The 23,981-nt window shown below is 69.0% G+C and carries 27 protein-coding genes, 1 tRNA gene and 1 riboswitch; of the genes, 9 read left to right on the top strand and 19 right to left on the bottom strand.

Going from position 1 to position 23,981, the window contains the following annotated elements; translation table 11 throughout:
• Position 1 precedes the first annotated feature (1 nt).
• Positions 2-880, bottom strand: coding sequence for an ABC transporter permease (locus ACT1U9_RS19755; protein WP_444539189.1), 879 nt, complete (start codon positions 878-880; stop codon positions 2-4).
• A 7-nt stretch (positions 881-887) separates the two neighbouring features.
• A complete protein-coding gene (locus ACT1U9_RS19750) occupies positions 888-1,688 on the bottom strand; it encodes an ABC transporter permease (protein ID WP_444534025.1) in 801 nt (266 codons plus the stop codon).
• A gap of 142 nt (positions 1,689-1,830) precedes the next feature.
• Between ACT1U9_RS19750 and ACT1U9_RS19745 the strand changes: the two genes are divergently transcribed.
• Positions 1,831-4,332: a transglycosylase domain-containing protein gene (locus ACT1U9_RS19745; RefSeq protein ID WP_444534024.1), complete on the top strand. Its 2,502-nt coding sequence runs from the start codon at positions 1,831-1,833 to the stop codon at positions 4,330-4,332.
• Here ACT1U9_RS19745 and ACT1U9_RS19740 read toward each other — a convergent pair whose 3' ends face one another.
• The 3 genes from ACT1U9_RS19740 to ACT1U9_RS19730 all read right to left on the bottom strand — a co-directional run bounded on the left by ACT1U9_RS19740 (position 4,333) and on the right by ACT1U9_RS19730 (position 5,597).
• Positions 4,333-4,653, bottom strand: coding sequence for a DMT family transporter (locus ACT1U9_RS19740; RefSeq protein WP_188278280.1), 321 nt, complete (start codon positions 4,651-4,653; stop codon positions 4,333-4,335).
• 50 nt (positions 4,654-4,703) lie between these two features.
• A riboswitch (guanidine-III (ykkC-III) riboswitch) is annotated at positions 4,704-4,766 on the bottom strand.
• Positions 4,767-4,831: 65 nt separating this feature from the next.
• On the bottom strand, positions 4,832-5,164 hold the full coding sequence (locus tag ACT1U9_RS19735) for a GroES family chaperonin (protein WP_067159470.1): 333 nt from the start codon (positions 5,162-5,164) through the stop codon (positions 4,832-4,834).
• 79 nt (positions 5,165-5,243) lie between these two features.
• Positions 5,244-5,597, bottom strand: coding sequence for a DUF3618 domain-containing protein (locus ACT1U9_RS19730; RefSeq protein WP_444534023.1), 354 nt, complete (start codon positions 5,595-5,597; stop codon positions 5,244-5,246).
• 137 nt (positions 5,598-5,734) lie between these two features.
• On the opposite strand from ACT1U9_RS19730, the gene bcp reads away from it, so the two are divergent.
• From bcp to ACT1U9_RS19715, 3 genes are all read left to right on the top strand, one after another.
• Positions 5,735-6,202 (top strand): thioredoxin-dependent thiol peroxidase, encoded by a 468-nt coding sequence (bcp, locus tag ACT1U9_RS19725; RefSeq protein ID WP_444534022.1) that lies wholly within the window; start codon positions 5,735-5,737, stop codon positions 6,200-6,202.
• Between the two features lie 111 nt (positions 6,203-6,313).
• Positions 6,314-6,454 (top strand): HNH endonuclease, encoded by a 141-nt coding sequence (locus ACT1U9_RS19720; RefSeq protein ID WP_444539188.1) that lies wholly within the window; start codon positions 6,314-6,316, stop codon positions 6,452-6,454.
• Positions 6,455-6,506: 52 nt separating this feature from the next.
• Positions 6,507-6,591, top strand: a tRNA-Leu gene (locus ACT1U9_RS19715).
• A gap of 58 nt (positions 6,592-6,649) precedes the next feature.
• Here the strand turns inward: ACT1U9_RS19715 and rdgB are convergent.
• From rdgB to ACT1U9_RS19695, 4 genes are all read right to left on the bottom strand, one after another.
• Positions 6,650-7,252 (bottom strand): RdgB/HAM1 family non-canonical purine NTP pyrophosphatase, encoded by a 603-nt coding sequence (gene rdgB, locus ACT1U9_RS19710; RefSeq protein WP_444534021.1) that lies wholly within the window; start codon positions 7,250-7,252, stop codon positions 6,650-6,652.
• A gap of 28 nt (positions 7,253-7,280) precedes the next feature.
• Entirely contained in the window at positions 7,281-7,655 is a 375-nt protein-coding gene (locus ACT1U9_RS19705) for a hypothetical protein (protein ID WP_444534020.1), read from the bottom strand.
• Positions 7,656-7,750: 95 nt separating this feature from the next.
• The gene (gene rph / locus ACT1U9_RS19700) at positions 7,751-8,488 is read right to left on the bottom strand and encodes a ribonuclease PH (protein ID WP_188278287.1); all 738 of its coding nucleotides are present in this window, start codon (positions 8,486-8,488) and stop codon (positions 7,751-7,753) included.
• Between the two features lie 242 nt (positions 8,489-8,730).
• Positions 8,731-8,964, bottom strand: a complete 234-nt coding sequence (locus tag ACT1U9_RS19695; RefSeq protein WP_018517946.1) for a glucose PTS transporter subunit EIIB — start codon at positions 8,962-8,964, stop codon at positions 8,731-8,733.
• Between the two features lie 270 nt (positions 8,965-9,234).
• On the opposite strand from ACT1U9_RS19695, the gene ACT1U9_RS19690 reads away from it, so the two are divergent.
• Together ACT1U9_RS19690 and ACT1U9_RS19685 are read left to right on the top strand one after the other, a co-directional pair.
• Complete coding sequence (locus ACT1U9_RS19690; protein WP_444534019.1) at positions 9,235-10,533, top strand: PTS transporter subunit EIIC; 1,299 nt, start codon at positions 9,235-9,237, stop codon at positions 10,531-10,533.
• Positions 10,534-10,864: 331 nt separating this feature from the next.
• A complete protein-coding gene (locus tag ACT1U9_RS19685; RefSeq protein WP_444534018.1) occupies positions 10,865-12,127 on the top strand; it encodes a PTS transporter subunit EIIC in 1,263 nt (420 codons plus the stop codon).
• 72 nt (positions 12,128-12,199) lie between these two features.
• Here ACT1U9_RS19685 and ACT1U9_RS19680 read toward each other — a convergent pair whose 3' ends face one another.
• Positions 12,200-12,952 carry an MBL fold metallo-hydrolase gene (locus ACT1U9_RS19680; RefSeq protein ID WP_444534017.1) on the bottom strand — a complete coding sequence of 251 codons (753 nt, stop codon included), beginning with the start codon at positions 12,950-12,952 and terminating at the stop codon, positions 12,200-12,202.
• A gap of 199 nt (positions 12,953-13,151) precedes the next feature.
• Here ACT1U9_RS19680 and ACT1U9_RS19675 point away from each other — a divergent pair, with 199 nt between their 5' ends.
• Complete coding sequence (locus tag ACT1U9_RS19675) at positions 13,152-13,616, top strand: type II toxin-antitoxin system PemK/MazF family toxin (RefSeq protein WP_444534016.1); 465 nt, start codon at positions 13,152-13,154, stop codon at positions 13,614-13,616.
• Positions 13,617-13,750: 134 nt separating this feature from the next.
• On the opposite strand, the gene ACT1U9_RS19670 is transcribed toward ACT1U9_RS19675, so the two are convergent.
• The 7 genes from ACT1U9_RS19670 to clpS form a co-directional block, all read right to left on the bottom strand.
• A complete protein-coding gene (locus ACT1U9_RS19670) occupies positions 13,751-14,701 on the bottom strand; it encodes a PLP-dependent cysteine synthase family protein (RefSeq protein WP_444534015.1) in 951 nt (316 codons plus the stop codon).
• Between the two features lie 14 nt (positions 14,702-14,715).
• The gene (locus ACT1U9_RS19665; protein WP_444534014.1) at positions 14,716-14,994 is read right to left on the bottom strand and encodes a MoaD/ThiS family protein; all 279 of its coding nucleotides are present in this window, start codon (positions 14,992-14,994) and stop codon (positions 14,716-14,718) included.
• Positions 14,995-15,103: 109 nt separating this feature from the next.
• Positions 15,104-15,220, bottom strand: a complete 117-nt coding sequence (locus tag ACT1U9_RS19660) for a putative leader peptide (protein ID WP_317453872.1) — start codon at positions 15,218-15,220, stop codon at positions 15,104-15,106.
• Positions 15,221-15,335: 115 nt separating this feature from the next.
• Positions 15,336-15,758, bottom strand: a complete 423-nt coding sequence (locus ACT1U9_RS19655; RefSeq protein ID WP_444534013.1) for a Mov34/MPN/PAD-1 family protein — start codon at positions 15,756-15,758, stop codon at positions 15,336-15,338.
• A 77-nt stretch (positions 15,759-15,835) separates the two neighbouring features.
• Complete coding sequence (locus ACT1U9_RS19650) at positions 15,836-17,290, bottom strand: amino acid permease (protein WP_188278295.1); 1,455 nt, start codon at positions 17,288-17,290, stop codon at positions 15,836-15,838.
• Between the two features lie 350 nt (positions 17,291-17,640).
• Positions 17,641-18,222 (bottom strand): DUF2017 domain-containing protein, encoded by a 582-nt coding sequence (locus ACT1U9_RS19645; RefSeq protein WP_444534012.1) that lies wholly within the window; start codon positions 18,220-18,222, stop codon positions 17,641-17,643.
• Positions 18,222-18,527: an ATP-dependent Clp protease adapter ClpS gene (gene clpS, locus ACT1U9_RS19640; protein ID WP_188278297.1), complete on the bottom strand. Its 306-nt coding sequence runs from the start codon at positions 18,525-18,527 to the stop codon at positions 18,222-18,224. Before clpS ends, ACT1U9_RS19645 begins: the two co-directional genes overlap by 1 nt.
• A gap of 156 nt (positions 18,528-18,683) precedes the next feature.
• On the opposite strand from clpS, the gene ACT1U9_RS19635 reads away from it, so the two are divergent.
• Positions 18,684-20,012, top strand: coding sequence for a nicotinate phosphoribosyltransferase (locus ACT1U9_RS19635; protein ID WP_444534011.1), 1,329 nt, complete (start codon positions 18,684-18,686; stop codon positions 20,010-20,012).
• Between the two features lie 104 nt (positions 20,013-20,116).
• On the top strand, positions 20,117-20,704 hold the full coding sequence (locus ACT1U9_RS19630; protein WP_444534010.1) for an isochorismatase family protein: 588 nt from the start codon (positions 20,117-20,119) through the stop codon (positions 20,702-20,704).
• Positions 20,705-20,818: 114 nt separating this feature from the next.
• On the opposite strand, the gene ACT1U9_RS19625 is transcribed toward ACT1U9_RS19630, so the two are convergent.
• A complete protein-coding gene (locus ACT1U9_RS19625; protein WP_444534009.1) occupies positions 20,819-21,124 on the bottom strand; it encodes a hypothetical protein in 306 nt (101 codons plus the stop codon).
• A 122-nt stretch (positions 21,125-21,246) separates the two neighbouring features.
• The gene (locus ACT1U9_RS19620; RefSeq protein WP_444534008.1) at positions 21,247-23,670 is read right to left on the bottom strand and encodes an immune inhibitor A domain-containing protein; all 2,424 of its coding nucleotides are present in this window, start codon (positions 23,668-23,670) and stop codon (positions 21,247-21,249) included.
• Positions 23,671-23,981 lie beyond the last annotated feature (311 nt).

Genomic DNA, 23,981 nt, shown 5'->3' with positions numbered 1-23,981 from the left:
GTCAGCTTCCTGTGCTTCGGTACGACCTGAGTCCGGCCCGCCACGCCACTCCCGCCAGCGCGCAGCACCCCACCGCCACGACCGGCGGCGCGAACGCCAGCCAGGTCGGCAGGTCGAGCGGATACGGCCGGTCCAGTACGTACATCGAGGGCAGCCAGTTGGCGAAGGCCAGCGGGACGACGAACGTCACGCCGCGCACCATGTCCTTCGCGAACACCGTCGGCGGGTACTGGAGCATCGTGACGCCGCCGTACGTAAAGGAGTTCTGCACTTCGGAGGCGTCCTGCGCGACGAACTGGAAGGCCGCGCCCGCCACGAACACCGCCGAGAAGACGACCCCGCCGCTCAGCAGCATCAGCGGGATCATCAGCACCCGCAGCGGCGTCCAGTGGATGTCGAGGGTGAGCAGCGCGTAGCCGAGGACCAGGAGCCCCTGGGTGATACGGCCGAGGCGGCGCAGCGCGAAACGGTCGGCGGCTACCTGGGCGAGCACCGGCACCGGGCGGACGAGCAGGGTGTCGAGCGTGCCGTCGCGCACCCGGCGGCCGAGCCGGTCCATGGACCCCATCGCCAGGTCCGCGAGGCCGAACGCGGTCCCCGACGCCCCGTACAGCAGGGCCACTTCGGGCAGCGAGTAGCCGCCGAGCGCGTCCACGTGCGAGAACATCAGCAGGATGGCCACGAAGTCGAGCCCGGTCGCCGCGAAGTTGGCGAAGGTGGTCATGGCGAAGGACAGCCGGTACGCCATCGTGGAGCGGATCCACATCCCGGCGATCAGGCGGTACGCGCGGATGCCGTCGGCCGCGTTACGGAAGCGGCTGCGGGGCGGGAGCCCGTGGGGCGCGTCGACGCCGCGTACGTCCTCAAGAGGTCCCTGAATCGTGCGTTCAGCCACCCTGCACCACCACCCTCCTCGTCGCGGTCGCCTGGAGCAGGCGTCCGGCGCCGAGCAGCGCCGCCGCCCAGCCGAGCTGGAACGCGAACGCCGCCACCAGGCCCCAGCCGGTGTGGCGGCCGAGCAGGATGTCGGCCGGGATCTGGAGCAGCGCGGACCACGGCAACGCGCGCGCCACCTCGCCGAGGGTGCCCGGGAAGACGTTGAGCGGCAGCACCAGGCCGGAGAAGAACATCCCGCCGAGCCAGGAGATCTGCGCGACGCCCGCCCCGTCCATCAGCCAGAACGCGGACAGCGCGACCAGGAAACGGATCGCGAAACTGACCACGACGCCCAGGAAGACCGCGCACAGGAACGCGAGCCAGCGCAGCGGGTCGGCCGGGAGCGCGAGATCGAAGGCGAGCGCCCCGAACGCCATGGGCACCGCACCCCGCCCGAGCAGGTGGAACGCCGCCCGGCCCACGTCACCGGCCAGCCACCACAGTTGGAGGTCGGCGGGGCGGTAGAGATCGATCGCGATATCACCCGTACGGATGCGTTCGATGAGCTCGTCCTCGAAGCCGCCGCCCATCATCGCGACCGTCATGATCAGGGCCTGGCCGAGCCACACATAGGTCAGGGCCTGGGACTGGTCGTAGCCGCCGAGATGCGGACGGACCTTCCACAGGGCCATATAGGTGTAGGCCACGATGACGCCGAAGACCGTATTGGTGAACACCCCGGCCGCCGTCGCGATCCGGTAGGTCGTATAGCGACGGAAGCCACCCGCCGCGACGACCGCGTACAGCCGCACGTGCCGCCTCCTCACCGAGTCCGAGGTGCCAAAGTGCCCGACCTTAGTTCCGGCGGGCGCTCCAGCGCGACGGCTTTTCCCCGGCCGGACGTGCAATATGGGCGTACGACGCGATTCCGACACCCGCAGTGGCGAGAGGGACATGAGCGACGACGAGCAGCCGGCCCGGCCGAGACAGCCCGGCTGGGCCCCTCGGGACCTGACGGCCGGCGGGCCGGACGCGGCACCCGGCCCCGACCCGGCGAACGGCGGCCCGCCGGGCGGCAAGCGGAAGCGCACCGGCTGGCGGCGGTTCCTGCCCAGCTGGCGCTGGGTCCTCGGGACCGTCCTGGTCATCGCCCTGCTGCTCATCGGCGGCTTCATCGCCGGCTACACGCTCGTCCACATCCCGCCCGCCAACGCCACCGCGACCGCCCAGTCCAACGTCTTCCTGTACGCGGACGGCAGCCAGCTCGCGCGCGACGGCGAGGTCAACCGCGAGAACGTCAAGCTCGCGCAGATCCCGCTCACCGTCCAGCACACCGTGCTCGCCGCCGAGGACCGCGACTTCTACTCCGAACGGGCCGTCGACCCCAAGGCCATGGTCCGCGCGGCCTGGAACACCTTCACCGGCAAGGGCAAGCAGTCCGGCTCGACCATCACCCAGCAGTATGTGAAGAACTACTACCTGGGGCAGGAGCAGACGATCAGCCGGAAGTGGAAGGAGTTCTTCATCGCCATCAAGCTCAACCGCGAGGTGAGCAAGGCGGACATCCTGGAGGGCTACCTCAACACCAGCTACTTCGGCCGCAACGCCTACGGCATCCAGGCCGCCGCCCAGGCCTACTACGGCAAGGACATCGAGAAGGTCACCACCGCCGAGGGCGCCTATCTGGCCTCGCTGCTCAACGCCCCCAGCGCGTTCGACGTGGTCGCGCACCCCGAGAACAAGGGCAAGGCCGTGGCGCGCTGGAACTACGTGCTCGACGGCATGGTCAAGAAGGACTGGATGAGCCCGGCCGAGCGGGCCGCCGCCACCTTCCCGGTGCCGGGCAAGGCGCGGCCCGCGGCCGGGATGGCGGGGCAGCGCGGCTATGTGGTCGAGGCCGTCAAGGACTACCTCACCAACAACAAGATCATCGACGAGAACACCCTGGCCAAGGGCGGCTACCGGATCACCACCACGCTCCAGCGCGCCAAGCAGGACGCGTTCGTCGCCGCCGTCGACGACAAGGTGATGTCCAAGGTCAGCGCCGACCGCAAGGTCGACCGCAACGTCCGCGTCGGCGGCGCCTCCATCGACCCGGCGAGCGGCAAGGTGCTCGCGATGTACGGGGGCATCGACTACACCAAGCAGTACGTCAACAACGCGACCCGGCGCGACTACCAGGTCGGTTCGACCTTCAAGCCGTTCGTGTTCACCTCAGCCGTCGAGAACGCCTCCAAGACGCAGGACGGGCGGACGATCACGCCCAACACGATCTACGACGGCACCAACAAGCGCTTCGTACAAGGCTGGTCGGGAACTCCGTTCAACCCCGCCAACGAGGACGACAAGACGTACGGGCCGATCACCGTCCGCACCGCCACCGACCTGTCGGTGAACGCGGTGTACGCGCAGATGGCCGTGGACGTCGGCCCGAAGACGGTCCGGCAGACCGCGGTCTCCCTCGGCATTCCGTCGAACACGCCCGACATGCCGAACGGCCCGGCCATCGCGCTCGGCACCGCCACCGCGTCCGTCCTGGACATGACCGAGGCGTACGCGACGCTCGCCAACCACGGCAAGCACGGCACGTACACGCTGGTCGAGTCCGTCACCAAGGACGGCGAGAAGGTGGACCTGCCGTCGAACGACGGCAAGCAGGCCGTCAGCCGCGAGTCCGCCGACACCACCACCTCGATCCTGCAGAGCGTCGTCGAGGGCGGCACCGGCACGGCCGCGCAGGCCGCGAACCGTACGGCGGCGGGCAAGACCGGCACGGCGGAGGACGACAAGGCGGCCTGGTTCGCGGGCTATACGCCCGATCTGGCCACTGTCGTAGCCGTGATGGGCCAGGACCCCGACACGGCCGTCCAGAAGCCGCTGTACGGGGCCCTGGGCCAGGACCGCATGAACGGCGGCGGGCCGCCCGCGCAGGTGTGGGCGCAGTACACCGCGGCCGCCCTCAAGGGCACCGAGCCGCAGGACTTCGACCTCCAGCTCCAGGACGGCGCGGCGGTGCCGCCGCCGGTCGAGACGCAGGCGCCGAACCCGAACCAGAACACGCAGGGGCAGAACCAGGGTCAGGACCAGGGCCAGACCGAGGGGCAGAACCAGGGCCAGACCCAAGGCCAGAACCAAGGCCAGAACCAGGGACAAACGCAAGGTCAGACGCAGGGCCAGACCCAAGGGCAGACACAAGGCCAGACACAGGGGCAGACCCAGGGCGGGACCACCAACGGCGGCACGACGAACGGAGGCACGACCAACGGCGGGACCACCGACGGCGGCACCACGACCACCGGCCCGACCAACGGCGGCACCACGGACGGCGGCACCACCACCGGCGGCACGACCGCGGGCACGGGCGGCACCGGCGGGGCGGCCCAGGGCACGACGACGGGGACGACGGCCGGGGGCGCGGACCGCCCGCGCCGCCAGCCCCGTACGCGTACGAGCTGATCAGTGGCCGGAGGTCGCCTTGAGCCCGACCACCGCCACCAGCAGCAGACAGACGAAGAAGATCCGGGCGGCGGTGGCGGGCTCGCCGAGCACCACCATGCCGAGCACCGCCGCACCGGCCGCGCCGATGCCGACCCACACGCCGTAGGCGGTGCCGATGGGCAGGGTCTTGGCGGCCTGCGAGAGCAGCAGCATCGAGGCGACGATCCCGGCGCCGGTCAGAACGCTCGGCCCGAGCCGGGTGAAACCGTCGGTGTACTTCATCCCGATCGACCAGCCGACTTCGAGCAGACCGGCGACGAGCAGCAGAACCCAGGCCATGACAGGCACCTCCGAGAGACGTTCACGCGCGTACGGGCGTGCGCGCGTGGGGTGCGTCGTCTTGTCCTGACCCGGTACGACGCGTCTCGTCGGGGTGCTACTAGGTGCTTTCAAAGATAGCAAAGGGCAACTAAAAAGGGCTGGTGACAAGGACCACCAGCCCTTTTACGAACCCGGCCTACAGATAGAGCCCGGTCGAATCCTCGGAAACGCGCTCCGAGGCGACGGCGTGCAGATCGCGCTCGCGCATCAGTACGTAGGCGATGCCGCGCACCTCGACCTCGGCGCGGTCCTCCGGGTCGTACAGCACCCGGTCGCCGGGCTCCACGGTCCGGACGTTCTGGCCGACCGCGACCACTTCGGCCCAGGCCAGCCGCTTGCCGACGGCGGCGGTGGCGGGGATCAGGATGCCGCCGCCGGAACGCCGTTCGCCCTCGGGGGTGTCGGACCGGACCAGCACGCGGTCGTGGAGCATCCGGATGGGCAGCTTGTCGTGGGTGTTCTCGCTCACGGACTCGAACCTACCTGCCCGTGCACGCGGCGTATGCCGAAGGGCGAACGCAGATGGGCCCGGGAGGGAGCGCGCGGGGTCAGCCGCGCTTCTTCTTGGCGGCCTTCGCCGCCTTGGCCGACGACTTCGACGAGGACATGGCGAGCAGGCCCACGAGGCCGACGGCGAGGAGCGCGGCCGGGAGGACGCGTTCCATACGGGGTGCGCCGTCCTCACTCACGAACTGGGCCTTCACGTCCGAGACGGTCTTGTTCACGGCGACGAAGGCCCGGCCCGCGGTCCGGTCCACGGCCGAGGCGACCTTGGCCTTCGCGTCCCCGACGATCGTCGCGGGGTGCAGCCGCACACCGATCTCGTCGAGGGTCACCGCGAGCTGATCCCGCCGGCTCCTGATGTCCGCCTCGATCTGCGCAGGGGTCCTGGCTTCCGACACTGCGCCGCCTCCGTCGCTGTCATGGGTTGTCCGTCGTCCACAGTCTGTCAGCTCCGCCGCCGATGCACTGTCACAGGCCCCCATTAGGCTCTGTCCGCGTACGCCCCACACCTCGGCCCTTCCGGAGGAAGACCCCCATGAGCGAGCGACTCCAGCCCGGCGACACCGCCCCCGCCTTCACCCTGCCCGACGCGGACGGCAACGAGGTCTCGCTGGCGGCGCACAAGGGCCGCAAGGTCATCGTGTACTTCTACCCGGCGGCCCTCACGCCCGGCTGCACCAAGCAGGCGTGCGACTTCACGGACAACCTGTCGTTCCTGGCCGGCCACGGCTACGACGTGATCGGCGTCTCCCCCGACAAGCCGGAGAAGCTGGCGAAGTTCCGCGAGAAGGAGTCCCTGAAGGTCACCCTCGTCGGCGACCCGTCGAAGGAGGTCCTGGAGGCGTACGGCGCGTACGGCGAGAAGAAGCTGTACGGCAAGACCGTGACCGGCGTCATCCGCTCCACGGTGATCGTGGACGAGGAGGGCAAGGTCGAGCGCGCGCTGTACAACGTGAAGGCGACGGGCCATGTAGCCAAGATCATCAAGGATCTGGGGCTCTGAGGTCCTGCATTCAGCTCACGGGCGGCCCGCACCGGCGTGATCCGGGCGCTGCATGAGATCGGTATTCCCGAAGTGTGCTCGGAATGCGGAACCGATCCGGTGTGGCGCGGAATGCCCATGACTCTTGAGGTCGATCACATCAACGGCGACCCATGCGACAACCGGCCGCACAATCTGCGCCTGCTCTGTCCCAACTGCCATGCCATCACCAGCAGCTGGTGCCGCGGAGGTGCGCGCTCAAGACCGAGGTAGCACCCGCCGGATCCACCGCAGCCGCCTGCCCCGGTAACATGGCATGCGGCCAGCGGCGGTGGTGCAACGGTTGACACAGCAGACTTAGGATCTGTGGCCTGTGAAAGGGCTTGAGGGTTCGAATCCCTTCCGCCGCACTGCGATCGGCCTGCGGATCAAAGGATCGATGCGCAGGTCGTTTTTATGTGCTGTGCCTCAGCCCAACAGCTCCCGCAGCACCGGTACCAGCGCCCGGAACGCCTTGCCTCGGTGGCTGATCGCGTTCTTCTCCGCTGCCGTCAGCTCGGCGCAGGTGCGGGTCTCGCCCTCTGGCTGGAGGATCGGGTCGTAGCCGAAGCCGCTGTTGCCGGTGGGCTCGTGGCGCAGGGTGCCCAGGAGGCGGCCCTCGACTACTCGTTCCGTGCCGTCCGGGAGCGCCAGGGCCGCCGCGCAGGCGAAGTGGGCCGCGCGGTGGTCGTCCGCGATGTCGCCGAGCTGGGCCAGGAGCAGGTTCAGGTTGGCCTTGTCGTCGCCGTGCGTGCCGGCCCAGCGGGCGGAGAAGATGCCGGGGGCGCCGTTCAATACGTCCACGCACAGGCCCGAGTCGTCGGCGACGGCCGGGAGTCCGGTGGCCTGGGCCAGCGCGTGGGCCTTCAGGAGCGCGTTCTCGGCGAAGGTGACGCCGGTTTCCTTGACGTCGGGGATCTCCGGATAGGCGTCGGCGCCGACCAGTTCATGGGGCAGTCCGGCGTCCGCGAGGATCGCGCGGAGCTCGGTGATTTTGCCGGCGTTACGGGTGGCGAGGATCAGGCGGGTCATGCCCCCAGTATCGGGGGCGCGCCGCACGTCACGGTGTGCAGACCTTGCCGACTTCCTTCGCCGCGTCCCGTACCGGACCGATGTCCGGCGTGTTGTCGCCGTTCTTGATCGCCGAACGGACGTTGCCGACCGCCTTGTTGAGGTTGTCGACCGCCTTGGAGAGGTCGGCGTTGCCCGTCTTGCTCTTCAGCGACGACAGGTCCTTGTCGATGTTGTCCAGGGCCTGATCCGCCTTGGCCGGGTCGTCCGTCGCGTTCGCCACCGCACGGCCGAGGTCGTCGACGCCGGACGCGATCGCGTCGGCCGTACGTACGCAGTCGATCGCCTTGTCCACCGCCCCGCACCCCGCCACAGAGACGGTGAGGGCTGCGGCCACGGTGGCCAGTGCGATGCTGCGGCGCATGTGCGTCCTCCCCTGGGTGCACGGACGGGCGTACGGGTTCGGCCCGTACGCCCGTATGGGTGGGGACGCGGGGAGGCGGTCCCGGGTTGCCCCCGTTACTCGCCCAGCGTGCGGCCCAGTGCCTCGACCTGGAGCGCCGCGAGGTCGGCGCAGCCGCCGGTCGCGAGGTCGAGCAGCGCGTTGAGCTCCTTGCGGTCGAACGGCTCGGCCTCGGCCGTGCCCTGGACCTCGACGAAGCGGCCGTCGCCGGTGCAGACGACGTTCATGTCGGTCTCGGCGCGCACGTCCTCCTCGTAGCAGAGGTCGAGGAGCGGGGCGCCGTCGACGATGCCGACGGAGACGGCGCTGACCGTGCCGGTCAGGGGCTGGCGGTTGGCCTTGACCAGCTTCTTGGCCTGGGCCCAGGCCACCGCGTCGGCGAGCGCGACGTACGCGCCGGTGATCGCGGCGGTGCGGGTGCCGCCGTCGGCCTGGAGGACGTCGCAGTCCAGGACGATGGTGTTCTCGCCGAGCGCCTTGTAGTCGATGACGGCGCGCAGCGAGCGGCCGATGAGGCGGGAGATCTCGTGCGTACGGCCGCCGATCTTGCCGCGTACGGACTCGCGGTCGCCGCGGGTGTTGGTGGAGCGCGGCAGCATCGAGTACTCGGCGGTGACCCAGCCCTCGCCGCTGCCCTTGCGCCAGCGGGGGACGCCCTCCGTGACGGAGGCGGTGCAGAAGACCTTCGTGTCGCCGAAGGAGATGAGGACGGAGCCCTCTGCGTGCTTGCTCCATCCGCGTTCGATGGTTACGGGGCGGAGCTGTTCGGGCGTGCGGCCGTCGATACGAGACATGCCCCGAGCGTAGCTCGTGGGCGTCTCGCTCCTGGGGGCGTGCCCCCCGGCCCCCCTTTCGGGGCTTCGCCCCATGCCCCGTTCCGGGGGCTTCGCCCCGGAACCCGTTCGTCCGCGCGCCGGTGGGGGTTGCTCGCGCAGTTCCCCGCGCCCCTAATGAGGGCCCTAGAGGGCCCATCAAGGGGCGCGCGCGAAAAGGGGCCCTCCCGTCCCGGGAAGGCCCCCTCACAGCGACGCGTCGCTCACATCATGTCTTCGATGTCCGCCGCGATCGGGTCCGCGTCGGTGCCGATGACGACCTGGATCGCGGTGCCCATCTTGACGACGCCGTGCGCGCCCGCGGCCTTCAGGGCGGCCTCGTCGACCTTGCTCGGGTCGATGACCTCGGTGCGCAGGCGGGTGATGCAGCCCTCGACCTCTTCGATGTTCTCGATACCGCCGAGCCCGGCGACGATCTTCTCAGCCTTGCTGGCCATGTCTGTCTCCCAGTTCTTTCAAAGACCGTTGTGGCGGCGCACCGCAGGTACGACCGGAGGCCCGTACGACCGCAGTTCCGCTTTGTCACCGTAACGCACGTTTGGCCCAGTTACGCGAGCGAGCCCCGGCGCCCTGGCCAAGGATGACGATCACCGGTACCGCGCCCGTGCGGCCAGGCTCCGGACGATACCGCAACTGGTCTACACCAGTGTGCAACGCATCCCGGAACTGGCTTGTTCCGGCGGGACGGACGGGACGGAGGGTCGCCGATGAGCGCGGACAGCGCGGCAGTGGACCGGCCGAAGTGGTGGAACGGCGCGTTCCAGAACCTCCAGAAGATGGGCCGCAGCCTCCAGCTGCCGATCGCCGTCCTGCCCGCCGCCGGCATCCTCAACCGCCTCGGCCAGCCGGACGTGTTCGGCAAGGACGGCCTCGGCTGGACCGACGTCGCCAAGGTCATGGCGGGCGCGGGCGGCGCACTGCTCGACGCCAACATCGGCCTGCCGCTGCTGTTCTGCATCGGCGTCGCCATCGGCATGGCCAAGAAGGCGGACGGCTCCACCGCGCTCGCGGCCGTGGCCGGATTCCTCGTCTACTACAACGTGCTGCACCAGTTCCCCAAGGACTGCCTCGCCGGGGCGAAGGCGATCGCGGCCGGGTGCCAGGCGAACGACGGCACGGTGGCGCCCTTCACGTTCCAGAACCCGGGCGTCTTCGGCGGCATCGTCATGGGGCTGCTCGCCGCCTGGTTCTGGCAGCGCTACCACCGGGTCAAGCTGGTCGACTGGCTCGGCTTCTTCAACGGCCGCCGACTCGTCCCGATCATCATGTCGTTCGTCGCGATCGGCTTCGCCGCGCTCTGCCTGTGGATCTGGCCGCCGATCGGCAGCGGCCTGGAGCACTTCAGCGACTGGCTGCGGGGCCGCGGGGCCCTGGGCTCGGGCATCTTCGGCGTCGCCAACCGCGCGCTGCTCGTCATCGGTCTGCACCAGTTCCTGAACGTGCCCATCTGGTTCCAGTTCGGCAGCTACACCAAGCCGGACGGGACCGTGGTGCACGGCGACATCAGCATGTTCCTGGCGGGCGACCCGAACGCGGGCCAGTTCACCACCGGCTTCTTCCCGATCATGATGTTCGCGCTGCCGGGCGCCGCGCTCGCCATCGCGCACTGCGCCAAGCCGCACCGCCGCAAACAGGTCGCGGGCCTGATGCTCTCGGTCGGCCTGACCTCGCTCGTCACCGGTATCACCGAGCCGATCGAGTACTCGTTCCTCTTCATCGCCCCGCTGCTGTACGCGATCCACGCCGTACTCACCGGCGTATCGATGGCGGTGACCTGGGCGCTCGGCGTGAAGGACGGCTTCAGTTTCTCGGCCGGTCTCATCGACTACGTCATCAACTGGAATCTGGCGACCAAGCCCTGGCTGATCATTCCGATCGGCCTGTGCTTCGCCGTCGTCTACTACGCGCTCTTCCGTTTCGCGATCATCAAGTTCAATCTCCCGACGCCCGGCCGTGAGCCGGAGGAGCTCGAAGAGGAGATGGAACGGGACGTCACGAAGGCGTGAGCCGTTCGGATACGGGTAGCGGAACGTACGGATACGCAAGGTCACTTCATAACGGCGGCGTCGCGTCGCAATAACGGCGGCATAACCGAAGAGCCCTTCAGCAAAGGCCTTGGACCCTGTGGTCCGGGGCCTTTGTCCGGCTTGCCGGAATGTATGGCCCACCCCACAGAAATTGCAGGTTCCTTATCTAACCCTCACCGTGCTACAACTGGTCTACACCACTCAATGGTGTAGACCACGCGGGCTTAACCGCGTTCCCCCCTGAGACGCCGCCGTCCCCCCGAGCTTTTCCATGTCCCCCGGGCGGCGCCTTGCCAACTGGAGGAAGTTGATGAGTACGGCAACCGCCACGGCGGCGCCCGCGAAGAAGCGGGGTGCCGGCCTGTTCCAGGGTCTGCAGAAGGTCGGTCGCAGCCTGCAGCTGCCGATCGCCGTACTGCCGGCCGCGGGCATTCTGCTCCGCCTCGGCCAGGACGATGTCTTCGGCAAGGACGGCCTCGGCTGGGGCAAGGTCGCCACGGTCTTCGCGACCGCCGGCGACGCGGTCTTCTCCAACCTGCCGCTGCTCTTCTGCGTCGGCATCGCGATCGGCTTCGCCAAGAAGGCCGACGGCTCCACCGCGCTCGCGGCCCTGGTCGGCTTCCTGGTCTACAAGAACGTGCTCACCGCGTTCCCGGTGACCGACGCCGTCGTGAACACCACCGCCAACAACGGTGTCGACGTCGCCGCGACGTACAACGACCCCAAGGTCTTCGGCGGCATCATCATGGGTCTGCTGGCCGCCGTCATCTGGCAGCGGTTCCACCGCACCAAGCTGGTCGACTGGCTCGGCTTCTTCAACGGCCGCCGCCTCGTCCCGATCCTCATGGCCTTCGTCGGCACCGCGATGGGTGTGCTGTTCGGCCTGGTCTGGGAGCCGATCGGCCATGTCATCACCAACTTCGGCGAGTGGATGACCGGCCTCGGCGCCGTCGGCGCGGGCATCTTCGGTGTCGTCAACCGCGCGCTGCTGCCGATCGGTATGCACCAGTTCGTGAACACGGTCGCCTGGCAGGAGATCGGCGACTTCAAGGACTCCAGCGGTGCCATGTGGCACGGCGACCTGCCGCGCTTCTTCCACGGCGACCCGACCGCCGGCCAGTTCATGTCGGGCTTCTTCCCGATCATGATGTTCGCGCTGCCGGCCGCCGCCCTGGCGATCACGCACTGCGCCCGCCCCGAGCGCCGCAAGGCCGTCGGCGGCATGATGATCTCGCTCGCGCTGACCTCGTTCGTCACCGGTATCACCGAGCCGATCGAGTTCGCGTTCATGTTCATCGCGCCGGTCCTGTACGTGATCCACGCGATCCTGACCGCCGTCTCGATGGCCGTCACCTGGGCGCTCGGCGTGCACCACGGCTTCAGCTTCTCCGCCGGTGCGATCGACTACGTCCTGAACTGGAACCTGGCGACCAAGCCATGGATGATCATCCCGATCGGCCTGGTCTTCGCGGCGATCTACTACTTCGTGTTCCGCTTCGCGATCATCAAGTTCAACCTCACCACCCCGGGCCGTGAGCCCGAGGAAGAGGTCGAGGACCTGACGAAGGCGTAAGCCTCGTCGGTGATACGCGGAAGGGCCCCCGGAACCGTTCGGTTCCGGGGGCCCTTCTTCGCGTACGCGCTCTCAGACCTCGTACACCGCTCCCGGAACCGCCAGTTCCACCGGGCCGGAGTACACCGCGCGGGCGTCCGCCAGGTTGACGTCGCCGTCCGTCCACGGCGGGATGTGGGTCAGGACCAGGCGGCCGACGCCGCCGCGGGCGGCGTGTTCGCCGGCCTCGCGGCCGTTGAGGTGCAGGGCCGGGATGTCCTCCTTGCCGTGCGTGAAGGACGCCTCGCAGAGGAAGAGGTCGGTGCCGTCGGCGAGCTCGTGCAGCGCCTCGCAGACGCCGGTGTCGCCGGAGTACGTGAGGGAGGCGCCGCCGTGCTCGATCCGGATGCCGTACGCCTCGACGGGGTGGCAGACCCGTTCCGTACGGACCGCGAACGGGCCGATGTCGAACGAGCCGGACTTCAGCGTGTGGAAGTCGAACACCTCGCTCATGGAGGAGGCGGAGGGCGTGTCGGCGTACGCCGTGGTCAGCCGCTGCTCGGCGCCCTCCGGCGCGTACACCGGCATGGGGGCGCAGCGGCCGCCCTCGTGGCGGTAGTAGCGGGCGACGAAGTAGCCGCACATGTCGATGCAGTGGTCGGCGTGGAGGTGGCTGAGGAAGATCGCGTCGAGGTCGTAGAGACCGATGTGGCGCTGCAGCTCGCCCAGGGCGCCGTTGCCCATGTCGAGGAGCAGCCGGAAGCCGTCGGCCTCGACGAGGTAGCTCGAACAGGCCGATTCCGCGGACGGGAACGACCCGGAGCAGCCGACGACGGTGAGCTTCATGGAGCGTGAACCTCCGGGAGCGGCAAGGGGACGAGGAGGGCGGCGGGAGGTCGTGCGGTCCGTCGAGCGTAAGGCGCCACGCTGCCGGTCGCTCCTCGGTGGCGGGCCGTTGTGGGGGAACTCACCTGCGCTGTCACCGGTTCGGGCGGTGTGTGGGCGGGGCGCGCGCGGTGGGGTGGGCGCCGGTAACGTCTGCGGTATGGACACGTCTTGGTGGCTCGCGGTGCTCGCCGTCGTGGTGGTCGCGCTGGGGGCCGCCGTGGTGGACGGGCGGGGGCGTTCGCGGCGGCCTTCCCGGCCCGGGGGGCGCCTGCGTCCTCCGGGGCGCCCTGGTCCGCGCCGGGGGCGTGAGCGGGGTCCTGCGCCGGGGGAGATCTGGTGGGCGGACGTTCCGTACGAGGACGGGCCCGGCTCGAAGGACCGGCCCTGCCTGGTCCTGTCGGTACGGGGTGACCGCGCGCTGGTCGCGAAGATCACCAGCAAGTTCCATGAGGAGCAGGCGGGGGTGATTCCGCTGCCGCCGGGGACTGTGGGCGACGCCCAGGGGCGTCCCAGCTTCCTGGAGACGGATGAGCTGCGGGATGTGGCGGTGTGGGAGTTCCGCCGGCGGGTGGGGGTGGTGGATCCGGTGGTGTGGGATCAGGTGCGGTATTTGGCGGGCTGAGGGTGTCTCCCGAGGGCTACGCCCCCCCGTTCGTTCGTCCGCGGACCGTGCTGGGTTGCTCGCGCAGCTCCCCGCGCCCCTAGGCAGTCAGGGGCGCGGGGAACTGCGCGACCAGCCACAGACGGCCCGCACCGCTACGCCCAGAGTTGGCCCTGGAGCGTCGCGATCGCTTCTTCCGTCGTTTCCGCCGTGTACACGCCCGTCGACAGGTACTTCCAGCCGCCGTCGGCGACCACGAAGGCGATGTCGGCCGAGGCGCCCGCCTTGACCGCCTTCTTGCCGACGCCGATCGCCGCGTGCAGCGCCGCCCCCGTGGAGACGCCCGCGAAGATGCCCTCCTCGCGGAGGAGTTCCCGGGTGCGGGTCACCGCGTCGGCCGAGCCGACCGAGAAGCGGCTGGTCAGGACCGACGCGTCGTACAGCTCGGGGACGAAGCCCTCGTCCAGGTTGCGCAGGCCGTAGACCAGGTCGTCGTAGCGCGGCTCGGCAGCGACGATCTGGACGCCGGGGACGTGCTCGCGCAGGTAGCGGCCGACCCCCATCAGCGTGCCCGTCGTCCCCAGACCCGCCACGAAGTGGGTGATCGAGGGGAGGTCCGCCAGGATCTCCGGACCCGTCGTCGCGTAGTGCGCACCCGCGTTGTCCGGGTTGCCGTACTGGTAGAGCATCACCCACGACGGGTTCTCGGCCGCCAGCTCCTTGGCCACCCGTACCGCCGTGTTGGAGCCGCCCGCCGCGGGCGACGGGATGATCTGCGCGCCCCACATCTTCAGCAGGTCGCGGCGCTCCTGGGAGGTGTTCTCGGGCATCACGCAGACCATGCGGTAGCCCTTCAGCTTCGCCGCCATCGCCAGCGAGATGCCCGTGTTGCCGCTGGTCGGCTCCAGGATGGTGCAGCCGGGCGTCAACCGGCCCGCCTTCTCGGCCTGTTCGATCATGTGGAGCGCGGGGCGGTCCTTGACCGAGCCGGTCGGGTTGCGGTCCTCCAGCTTGGCCCAGATGCGGACGTCTTCCGACGGGGAGAGTCTGGGCAGCAGCACCAGCGGCGTGTTGCCGACCGCGGCAAGGGCGGAGTCGTAGCGCATGACGGCGTTCGGCCTCAGACCATGCCGCCGGCCACGGCCGGCAGGATCGTCACGCTGTCGCCGTCCGACAGCTCGGTGGAGATGCCCGCCAGGAAGCGGACGTCCTCGTCGTTGAGGTAGACGTTCACGAACCGGCGCAGCTCGCCGGAGTCGACGATCCGCTCCTGGATGCCCTTGTGGCGGGTCTCCAGGTCGGCGAAGAGCTCGCCGAGGGTCGCGCCGCTGCCCTCGACCGCCTTGGCGCCGTCGGTGTAGGTGCGGAGGATGGTCGGGATGCGGACCTCGATGGCCATGACGTGGGCTCCTGTCGGGAGATCGAAAGAGGGAGAAGGGCAAGGGCCCGCGACCGGCGCGGGTGCTGCGAAAGTACGGACGTACGAGTGGTACGCGTGCGGCTGCCGCTCAGGCGGCGCTCGGGCGCGGACACATCGCGCTCGCCAGGCGGCACAGGTCGACGTGCAGGCGCGCCACGAGCAGTGGGCTGCTCGGCTTCTCTTCGCTCACGTCGTGGGGAACCATGCGGTCATCGTATCGATTCCCGGTCCGCTTCCCGGAATGTGATCTCAGCTGGCGGACGGAATCGGCTCAGGATGCGGGCGGGACACCACCCCGCCCCTCCCCCGCCGGGACGGCGTCAGTACGCCGTCACCACCTTGACCTCTTCCTCGGTGATCACACCGTCCACGATCCGGTACGAGCGGAACTGGAAGTCGCCCGCGCCGTCCGCGTCCGCCGTGGAGACCAGCACGTAGTGCGCGCCGGGCTCGTTCGCGTACGTCACGTCCGTACGGGACGGGTACGCCTCGGTCGCCGTGTGGGAGTGGTAGACGATCACCGGCTCCTCGTCGCGGTCGTCCATCTCGCGGTAGAGCTTCAGCAGGTCCTGCGAGTCGAACTCGTAGAACGTGGGCGAGCGGGCCGCGTTGAGCATCGGGATGAAGCGCTCGGGGCGGTCGGTGCCGGCCGGGCCGGCGACCACACCGCACGCCTCGTCGGGGTGGTCGGCGCGGGCGTGCCCGACGATCCGGTCGTACAGCGCCTGGGTGAGGGTCAGCATGAGCGCAAGGATAAACAGACGGGCCGCCCCGTACCGAAGAGTGGTACGAGACGGCCCGAATGCTGAGAAGCGACCGGTTACGAGCGCTTCGCGAACGCCTTGTTGTCGGGGTTGCGCGCCTTGAGCACCAGGTACGAGACGCCCAGGATCAGGCCCCACAGCGGGGCGCAGTACAGCGAGACCCGGGAGTCCTTGTCGATGCCCATCATCACGATGACCATGAAGATGAAGATGAGCGCGAACCAGCTGGTGTACGGGGCGCCCGGAGCCCGGAAGGTGGACTGGGGCAGCTCGCCGCGGTCGGCCTTGGCGCGGTAGCGGATCTGGCAGACCAGGATCATGATCCAGGCCCACATGCCGGAGATGGTGGCGAAGGAGACGACGTAGTCGAACGCCTTGCCCGGCGCCTTGTAGTTGATCCAGACGCCGACCAGCATCAGCGCGGCCGAGACCGTGGTGCCGACCAGCGGGGTGCCGCTCTTGGTGAGCTTGGTGAAGAACTTCGGGCCCTGGCCGTTGAGCGCGAGGTCGCGCAGCATGCGGCCGGTGGAGTACATGCCCGAGTTGCAGGAGGACAGCGCGGCGGTCAGGACGACGAAGTTGACGATCGCGGCGCCGACGCCGAGGCCCATCTTCTCGAAGGCCGCGACGAAGGGGCTCACCCCCGGCTTGAACTCGTGCCACGGGACGACCGAGAGGATCATGATCAGGGCGCCGATGTAGAAGACGGCGATGCGCCACGGCACGGTGTTGATGGCCTTGGGGAGCGTCTTCTCGGGGTCCTTGGACTCGCCCGCGGTCACACCGACCAGCTCGACGGCGAGGAAGGCGAACATCACGATCTGCAGGGTCATCAGCGTGCCGCCGATGCCCTTGGGGAAGAAGCCGCCGTCGTTCCAGAGGTTGGAGACGGTGGCGGTGTCGGCCGCGTCCGAGAAGCCGACGGTGAGGATGCCGGCACAGATCAGGATCATGCCGACGATGGCCGTGACCTTGACCATCGAGAACCAGAACTCCAGCTCGCCGAAGAGCTTCACGGAGATGAGGTTCACGGCGTACAGGATCAGCGTGAAGACCAGCGCGTACAGCCATTGCGGGACGTCGTTGTGCGTCCAGAAGGCCATGTACTGCGCGGCCGCGGTGACCTCGGTGATGCCGGTGACGACCCAGAAGAGCCAGTACGTCCAGCCGGTGACATAGCCCCAGAACGGGCCGACGAACTCACGGGCGTACTCCGAGAAGGAGCCCGAGACCGGGCGGTACATCAGCAGCTCGCCGAGCGCGCGCATGATGAAGAAGATGACCAGGCCGGCGATGGCGTAGGCCAGGATCAGGCTGGGGCCGGCCTTCGAGATGGCCTTGCCCGCGCCGAGGAAGAGCCCGGTGCCGATGGCTCCGCCGATCGCGATCATCTGGATCTGGCGGGCGCCGAGGCCCCGCTGGTATCCCTCGCCCTCGGCGGCGTCGTGGGCGGTCCCCACGGCCTCATTGCCGGAGCGGTCGTCCTGCTTGTCGACCTGCACTGAGGTCATGGTGGTGCGCCTTTCTCCATGCTGACCCGCCCGCTTCGGTAGTCGAAGCCGCGGATCAGGTCCTGATCCCCCCGGATGTGGATGGAGTGCCACCGGCGATCAGCCGGTCGAAGCGCCCCCGGGGACATGGGTGGCGTCCCTGGGTGGTCGTGAAGATTTATCACGGCTTTACCGATGATCCACAGACGGGGTTGTGGCGCACGCCACACGAAGAACCGGACAAAGGCCGTACCGATAAGCAAACTATGGCGTTGCGGTAATCGGATCGTTATGCGGATTTGAGCGTCCGCTGAGCGAACAGGAGGAAAACGGCCGCCACCGGCCATCCCCCGAGTGACCGTTCAGGCCATTCAGGCCATCAGCGTCTCGACGAGCGTCTCCTGGAGGCCGCCGAGCCAGAGGTAGGCCATGACCATCGGCTTGCGCGGGTCCTCGTCCGGCAGCCGGTACAGGTCGCCGCCCTCGTCCTCGTCGCTGACGTCGAGGCGCGTGCCGATCGTCAGGCGCAGGTCGTTGAGCGCGCCCAGCCACCGCTTGGAGTCGTCGGCGGAGAGCTTGAGGACCGCGCCGCCGTCGCCCTTGGGCGTCAGCGAGTCGAGGGCACGGACGACCGCGAGAGCGTCGTCGCGCTTGCGGGCGCGCAGGTCGTTCTCGGTGAACCGTCTGAACTCGGCGGCGGATTCGCGCAGTTCATCGCTCTCGCCGCTGTCGTACGCGTCCGGGAAGAGCCGGGCGAGCGCCGGGTCGGCGGGCGGTTCGCTGGGGCCCTCGGCGAAGAGCGCGGCCAGCGGGTCCTCGCCCTCGACCGGCTCGTCGCCGGGGCCGATGAGTTCCAGGAGCTGTACGGAGAGGGAGCGCAGGATGGCGATCTCGACCTCGTCCAGGGCGACGGCCGCGCCGCCGCCGGGGACCGCCTCGAAGAGGCCGGCCATCAGTTGCGGTCCTGCGTGAGCGTCGCCCACAGCCCGTAGCCGTGCATGGCCTGCACGTCGCGTTCCATCTCCTCGCGGCTGCCGCTGGAGACCACGGCCCTGCCCTTGTGGTGCACGTCGAGCATCAGCTTGCGGGCCTTGTCCTTGGGATAGCCGAAGTACGACTGGAAGACGTACTGCACGTAGCTCATGAGATTGACCGGGTCGTTGTGGACGAGCGTCACCCAGGGCACATCGGGTTCGGGGACGGCGAAGGTCTCCTCCGCCGACTCGGGCCGTTCGATCTCGACCGGGGCAACACTCACGTCTCGGGACGCCTTCGTCTTTCTTGCCGGGGGTCCGGGGGTTGTCCCCCGGGAATCACAGCCTCACTCACCCCATGCTGCCACTACGAAGTCGCAGTCGCACAAACGGGCCCCGGAAATCGTCACTCTGACGTTAAAGGAGTAGCATCCGTTGCCATGAACACTGCGGACCTCGGGTTGCCGGTGGACGTGCCGTCGACCGCCCTCTTCACGGACCAGTACGAGCTGACGATGCTCCAGGCGGCACTGCGCGGCGGCACCGCCGACCGGCGCTCCGTCTTCGAGGTCTTCACCCGGCGGCTGCCGGACGGACGCCGCTACGGCGTGGTCGCGGGCACCGGGCGGGTCCTCGACGCCGTCGAGAACTTCCGCTTCGACGCCGCCGTGCTCGGCTTCCTGCGCGAGCGCGGCATCGTCGACGAGCCCACCCTCGAATGGCTCGCCTCCTACCGCTTCTCCGGCGACATCTGGGGCTATCCGGAGGGCGAGGTCTACTTCCCGGGCTCGCCGATCCTGCGGGTCGAGGGGTCGTTCGCGGAGTGCGTGCTCCTGGAGACCGTGATCCTCTCCATCCTCAACCACGACTCGGCGATCGCCGCCGCGGCCTCGCGGATGTCGGCCGCGGCGGCCGGGCGCCCGCTGATCGAGATGGGCGCCCGGCGCACCCATGAGCTGGCGGCGGTGGCGTCCGCCCGGGCCGCGTACGTGGGCGGCTTCACCACCACCTCGGACCTGGCGGCCGGGTTCCGTTACGGCATCCCGACCGTCGGCACCAGTGCGCACGCCTTCACCCTGCTCCACGACAGCGAGCGGGACGCCTTCCGGGCCCAGGTGGACTCGCTCGGCCGGGGCACGACCCTCCTGGTGGACACCTACGACGTGGCCGAGGCGGTCCGTACCGCCGTCGACATCACCGGTCCCGAGCTCGGCGCGGTCCGGATCGACTCCGGTGACCTGCTGCTCGTCGCCCACCGGGTGCGCCAGCAGCTCGACGAACTGGGCGCCACCAAGACGAAGATCGTGGTGACCTCGGACCTCGACGAGTACGCCATCGCCTCGCTCGCGGCCGCGCCCGTCGACGCGTACGGCGTCGGCACCCAGCTCGTCACCGGCAGCGGGCACCCCACCTGCTCCATGGTCTACAAGCTGGTGGCCCGCGCCCAGAGCGCGGACCCGAAGGCTCCGCTGGTGCCGGTGGCGAAGAAGTCGACGGGCGGCAAGACGTCGATCGGCGGCCGCAAGTGGGCCGCGCGGCGGGCCGACGCGGACGGGGTCGCCGAGGCCGAGGTCGTCGGCACCGGGCCGGTTCCGGCGGAGCTCGCCGACCGGCAGCTGCTCGTCGAGCTGGTCAAGGGCGGCGAGGTGGTGGCCCGGGAGCCGCTGGACGCCGCCCGCGAGCGGCACATCGCGGCGCGCGGCGCGCTGCCGATGTCCGCGATCCAGCTGTCGCGGGGGGAAGCTGTGATTCCGACGGAGTACGCGTGACGCCGCCGATCCGGGCCGCCTTTGCACCCCAATTGCCCCCTGCCGTACCGGGGGCTGAGTCTCTACGCTCGTAGAACAGCCACCTTGACCGAAGGACAGCCGACATGCACCGCGCGTTGATCGTCGTAGATGTTCAGAACGACTTCTGCGAGGGCGGCAGCCTCGCGGTCACCGGTGGCTCCGACGTGGCCGCCGCCGTCACCGACCTGATCGGCCAGGCGGCCGGGTCCGTCTACCGCCATGTGGTGGCCACCCGCGATCACCATGTCTCGCCGGGCGGCCACTTCTCGGCGCACCCCGACTACGTCGACTCCTGGCCCGCGCACTGCGTGGCCGGGACGGAGGGGGTGGGCTTCCACCCGAACTTCGCCCCGGCCGTCGCCTGCGGGGCGATCGACGCGGTCTTCGACAAGGGGGCGTACGCGGCGGCGTACAGCGGGTTCGAGGGGCGGGACGAGAACGGGGTGCCGCTGGCGGACTGGCTCCGTGCGCGGTCGGTGACCGAGGTGGATGTGGTCGGGATCGCTACGGATCACTGCGTGCGGGCGACGGTGTTGGATGCGGTGCATGAGGGTTTTGCCACCCATGTCCTGCTCGACCTGACGGCCGGGGTCGCCGAGGATTCGACTGCTCGGGCCATCGAGGAGATGCGGGCCGCTGGCGCGGAGCTGTCCGGCAAGCCGGTGTCCTGACGGCGGCCTGCGGCCGAGGCGCTGTCATTTGTCTGCGGGCCATCGTGGGCTGGTCGCGCAGTTCCCCGCGCCCCTAGGGGATCCGGGTGGCCCAGCACCGCATTGCGCGCCCCTCTACGGCCTCAGCAGCGCTCGTATCGGGTGCCAGAGCTCGTCCACCTCGTTCTGGGGGGTCGTGCGCCACAGGAGGCCGTCCGGGTGGTGCAGGACGGCTGTGATCTCGTCCGGGGTCGGTGGTTCGGTGTTGCCGCGCAGGTAGACCGCGCGCAGGCCCAGGTTCCGCAGCCTGGTCAGGGCGCGGGCCCGGTTGGCCGCATGGACGAGCACGCGCACCTTGCGGCCTTCTCCGGCCGGAGAGGGCAAGGTGAGCGCGACGATGACGCTGCCGTTCGGCAGCTTGCTGAAACCTCCGCCAGGCATGGCGTACCGCTCCCCCGTGAGACGTCGTGTCAATAAGGACTGGTAAGACGCACCTAAACACGATCGGCCGCCGCCCGCTAGAGGGCGACGGCCGATCATGGTTTGACCTGCGGTTTTTAAAACTACTTGGTCGACGGACCAACCTTCACGGTGATCGTCGAGCCGTCCTTGGGCTGCTGGACGATCGTGATCCGGGTGTTGGTGTCAGGAACCTTCACGCTTCCCGTGGGGTTCTCCGCGTACCAGTAGGTGCCCCGGTGGTCGTCGAACATCGGCACGCCCGGCTGCGAGCGGACCGTGGTCGCCACGTCCGCCTTGTGCAGGGTGAGCGCCTGCGTCGGGTACCAGCTGAAGGCCGCGTCGAACGGCGTGATCTTGTTGCGCATCAGCGTGCCGTCGGCCCACTTCAGCGGCTTGGCGTGGGCGTCGATCGGCAGGATCTGGCCCTGGCCCGGGTGGGCCGAGACGTTGTTGTCCTTCTGGGAGAGGTCCCAGAGCCACAGGACCAGACCGGGCTGGTACGCGTAGTGCTCGACCCAGCTCGGACGGGACTTCGCGAAGCCGAAGTTGTACGGGCCGACCTTCAGCGTGGTGTCGGACGACACGTACTGGCGGTTCTCGGCGATGTAGTACTGCGGGTAGTCCTTGGTGAACGACTCGCCGATGCGGGAGAAGTTCTTCGAGGTCCAGCCGTTGTCGTCGCCCTCGGCGCCGTCGGTGAAGAGCGCGGCGCCGTCCGCCGTCACGGAGATGGCGTCGGCCGTGAAGCCCTTGCCGCCCGCGCCGCCGTCCGTCTGGTAGCGGAAGCGGATGTCGATCTTCTTGCCCGCGTAGGCGTCCAGCGGGTACGAGAGCTTCTTGTACGTGCCCGAGGCGTCGGTCAGGGCCGGCTTGTCGCTGCCGTCACGGGTGATCGGCTGGCCGTCGGCGGTGCCGTCGAGCGCGGTCCAGGTGGCGCCGCCGTCCGTGGAGGCCTCCGCGTACGCGAAGTCGTAGTCCTTCTCGATGTCCCACCAGCCCGAAAGGTCAAGGGACGCCTTGGACTTGCCGGTCAGGTCGACCGAGCGGGTCAGGGTGTTGTTGAGGTTGTCGCCCATCCCGCTCCACCACTGCTTCGTGCCCTCGACGGGCTTCACGACAGTCGTGGTGACCGGCTTCTGCGGCAGCTCGACGACGAGCGCCTGCTTGTTGTCGGTGTTGTACTCCGAGACGCCGAGCTTGACCGTCGAGTTCGTCGCGGCCTTGGCCTTGGCGTAGTCGAGCCAGCCGAGCTGGAGCTTGTCCCAGGCGGTCATGTCGCCCGGCAGGTCGCCTATCGAGTCCTTGCCGCTGCCGAGCCAGGAGCCGGCCGACATCAGGGACCAGAAACCGACCGAGTTCTCGGCGGTGTTGGTGGTGTCGTAGAGGTCCGGCAGACCGAGGTCGTGGCCGTACTCGTGGGCGAAGACGCCGAGGCCGCCGTTCTCCGGCTGCATCGTGTAGTCGCCGACCCAGATGCCGGTGTCACCGATCTCCGTGCCGCCGGCCTTGTTGTTGGCCGGGCCCGTCTTGCCCGCGTCCGTGCCGTACGCGTAACCGCGGTGCGCCCACAGGGCGTCGGTCTTCTGCGCGCCGCCGCCGGCCGACTCGTCCTCGCCCGCGTGGACGATCTGGAAGTGGTCGATGTAGCCGTCGGGCTCGTTGAAGTTGCCGTCGTGGTTGTAGTCGTTGCGGTCCCACTGGTCGTACTGGGACAGCGTCGCCTTGATCTGCTCGGCGGTCTGGCCCTTGGCCTTCTGGTCGGCGACCCAGGCGTTGACGCCGTCGCGGACCAGGTCCATCACGTTGGAGCAGTTGGACTGGCCGCAGTAGTTGGAGCCGTAGCGGGCCTCGTTCCACGGGACCCGGACCCAGTCGGTGACCTGGCCGTCGACGGAGTAGCGCCCGGAAGACGTCTTCTCGTAGTACGTCTTCAGCGAGTGCTTCTCGGTGCCGTCGGCGTTCTTGCCGGTGCCGAAGTACAGGTCCTGGAAGTGCTGGCGGCTGTAGTCCTTCTGCCAGGCCGTGGAGTTGTCCTTGGTGCGGTCCGGCTGGGCGATCGTGTTGTGCGCCGGGCCGGGGGTGCCGCCGTACTTGACGACCGGGGGCTTGGGGCCGGTCGGCCCGTCCGGGTCGTACATCGTGGTGTTGTCGACCTTGTCGCCGAAGTCCACCAGGATCGTGAAGATCTTGTCGGTGCGCTGGCGGCCGAGCTCCACGTACTTCTTGTCGTCGAGCTGGACGACCTTGGAGGCGCCGCGCTGCTGCACCTTCTTCTCGCCCGAGATGACCTTCTCCAGGGCCAACTGGCGCTGCTGCTCAAGCTGCTTGGTGAACGGGCCCGGCATGTTGTCGATGTGCTTCACGGCACTGGTGCCGGGGTCCTGGCGCTGCACCGCGACCGGGGCCCTGTCGGCCGGGGCCTTCGAGTCGGCCTGGGCGGTGGCGAACGCCGAGCCTATGGCGCCGGTCGTGGCGATGGCCACGAGCACGGCGGCAGCTCTGACCGCCCGTCTGTTGCTGGTCACTTGATGATGTCCTCCCCCGCGGCCGCAAGCACGGACCGGGGGGTGAGGGGTCAGGTCTCCGGTGCGCGGCACGCGTCTCAAGTGACGACATTGGACCGGAGTTGCCAAAGAAAAGACAGATCTTGACTTGCCTTGGGTAATTACATTATGCAGACGGGTAGTTCCGGTATCCGAACGCTTCCGATGTGCTACCCAACCCGGACAACTGATGCGCCTGTCCCACCAGTCGGACCGGCTGAATGACTCCGTGCGCCCCCTGTGCACCGGCACCGTGGGTTAGGTCACGCTTACCAACGGTTCCGTCAGGGCAA

This window comes from Streptomyces sp. BR1 (assembly GCF_052373795.1).
In the GTDB taxonomy this organism is placed as follows: Bacteria; Actinomycetota; Actinomycetes; order Streptomycetales; family Streptomycetaceae; genus Streptomyces.
Note: the sequence above shows the minus strand (reverse complement) of the source record. Positions and strands in the feature narration are given on the sequence as shown.

Coding starts and splice junctions, on each gene's coding strand:
- ACT1U9_RS19625 (WP_444534009.1), bottom strand. CDS start 21,124: ATGCCTGGCGGAGGTTTCAGCAAGCTGCCGAACGGCAGCGTCATCGTC.
- ACT1U9_RS19740 (WP_188278280.1), bottom strand. CDS start 4,653: ATGGCCTGGGTTCTGCTGCTCGTCGCCGGTCTGCTCGAAGTCGGCTGG.
- ACT1U9_RS19705 (WP_444534020.1), bottom strand. CDS start 7,655: ATGCGCCGCAGCATCGCACTGGCCACCGTGGCCGCAGCCCTCACCGTC.
- ACT1U9_RS19670 (WP_444534015.1), bottom strand. CDS start 14,701: ATGCGCTACGACTCCGCCCTTGCCGCGGTCGGCAACACGCCGCTGGTG.
- rph (WP_188278287.1), bottom strand. CDS start 8,488: ATGTCTCGTATCGACGGCCGCACGCCCGAACAGCTCCGCCCCGTAACC.
- bcp (WP_444534022.1), top strand. CDS start 5,735: ATGAGCGAGCGACTCCAGCCCGGCGACACCGCCCCCGCCTTCACCCTG.
- ACT1U9_RS19680 (WP_444534017.1), bottom strand. CDS start 12,952: ATGAAGCTCACCGTCGTCGGCTGCTCCGGGTCGTTCCCGTCCGCGGAA.
- ACT1U9_RS19655 (WP_444534013.1), bottom strand. CDS start 15,758: ATGCTGACCCTCACCCAGGCGCTGTACGACCGGATCGTCGGGCACGCC.
- ACT1U9_RS19690 (WP_444534019.1), top strand. CDS start 9,235: ATGAGCGCGGACAGCGCGGCAGTGGACCGGCCGAAGTGGTGGAACGGC.
- ACT1U9_RS19650 (WP_188278295.1), bottom strand. CDS start 17,290: ATGACCTCAGTGCAGGTCGACAAGCAGGACGACCGCTCCGGCAATGAG.
- ACT1U9_RS19745 (WP_444534024.1), top strand. CDS start 1,831: ATGAGCGACGACGAGCAGCCGGCCCGGCCGAGACAGCCCGGCTGGGCC.
- ACT1U9_RS19695 (WP_018517946.1), bottom strand. CDS start 8,964: ATGGCCAGCAAGGCTGAGAAGATCGTCGCCGGGCTCGGCGGTATCGAG.
- ACT1U9_RS19660 (WP_317453872.1), bottom strand. CDS start 15,220: ATGGTTCCCCACGACGTGAGCGAAGAGAAGCCGAGCAGCCCACTGCTC.
- ACT1U9_RS19675 (WP_444534016.1), top strand. CDS start 13,152: ATGGACACGTCTTGGTGGCTCGCGGTGCTCGCCGTCGTGGTGGTCGCG.
- ACT1U9_RS19665 (WP_444534014.1), bottom strand. CDS start 14,994: ATGGCCATCGAGGTCCGCATCCCGACCATCCTCCGCACCTACACCGAC.
- ACT1U9_RS19630 (WP_444534010.1), top strand. CDS start 20,117: ATGCACCGCGCGTTGATCGTCGTAGATGTTCAGAACGACTTCTGCGAG.
- rdgB (WP_444534021.1), bottom strand. CDS start 7,252: ATGACCCGCCTGATCCTCGCCACCCGTAACGCCGGCAAAATCACCGAG.
- ACT1U9_RS19635 (WP_444534011.1), top strand. CDS start 18,684: ATGAACACTGCGGACCTCGGGTTGCCGGTGGACGTGCCGTCGACCGCC.
- ACT1U9_RS19720 (WP_444539188.1), top strand. CDS start 6,314: ATGCCCATGACTCTTGAGGTCGATCACATCAACGGCGACCCATGCGAC.
- ACT1U9_RS19685 (WP_444534018.1), top strand. CDS start 10,865: ATGAGTACGGCAACCGCCACGGCGGCGCCCGCGAAGAAGCGGGGTGCC.
- ACT1U9_RS19645 (WP_444534012.1), bottom strand. CDS start 18,222: ATGGCCGGCCTCTTCGAGGCGGTCCCCGGCGGCGGCGCGGCCGTCGCC.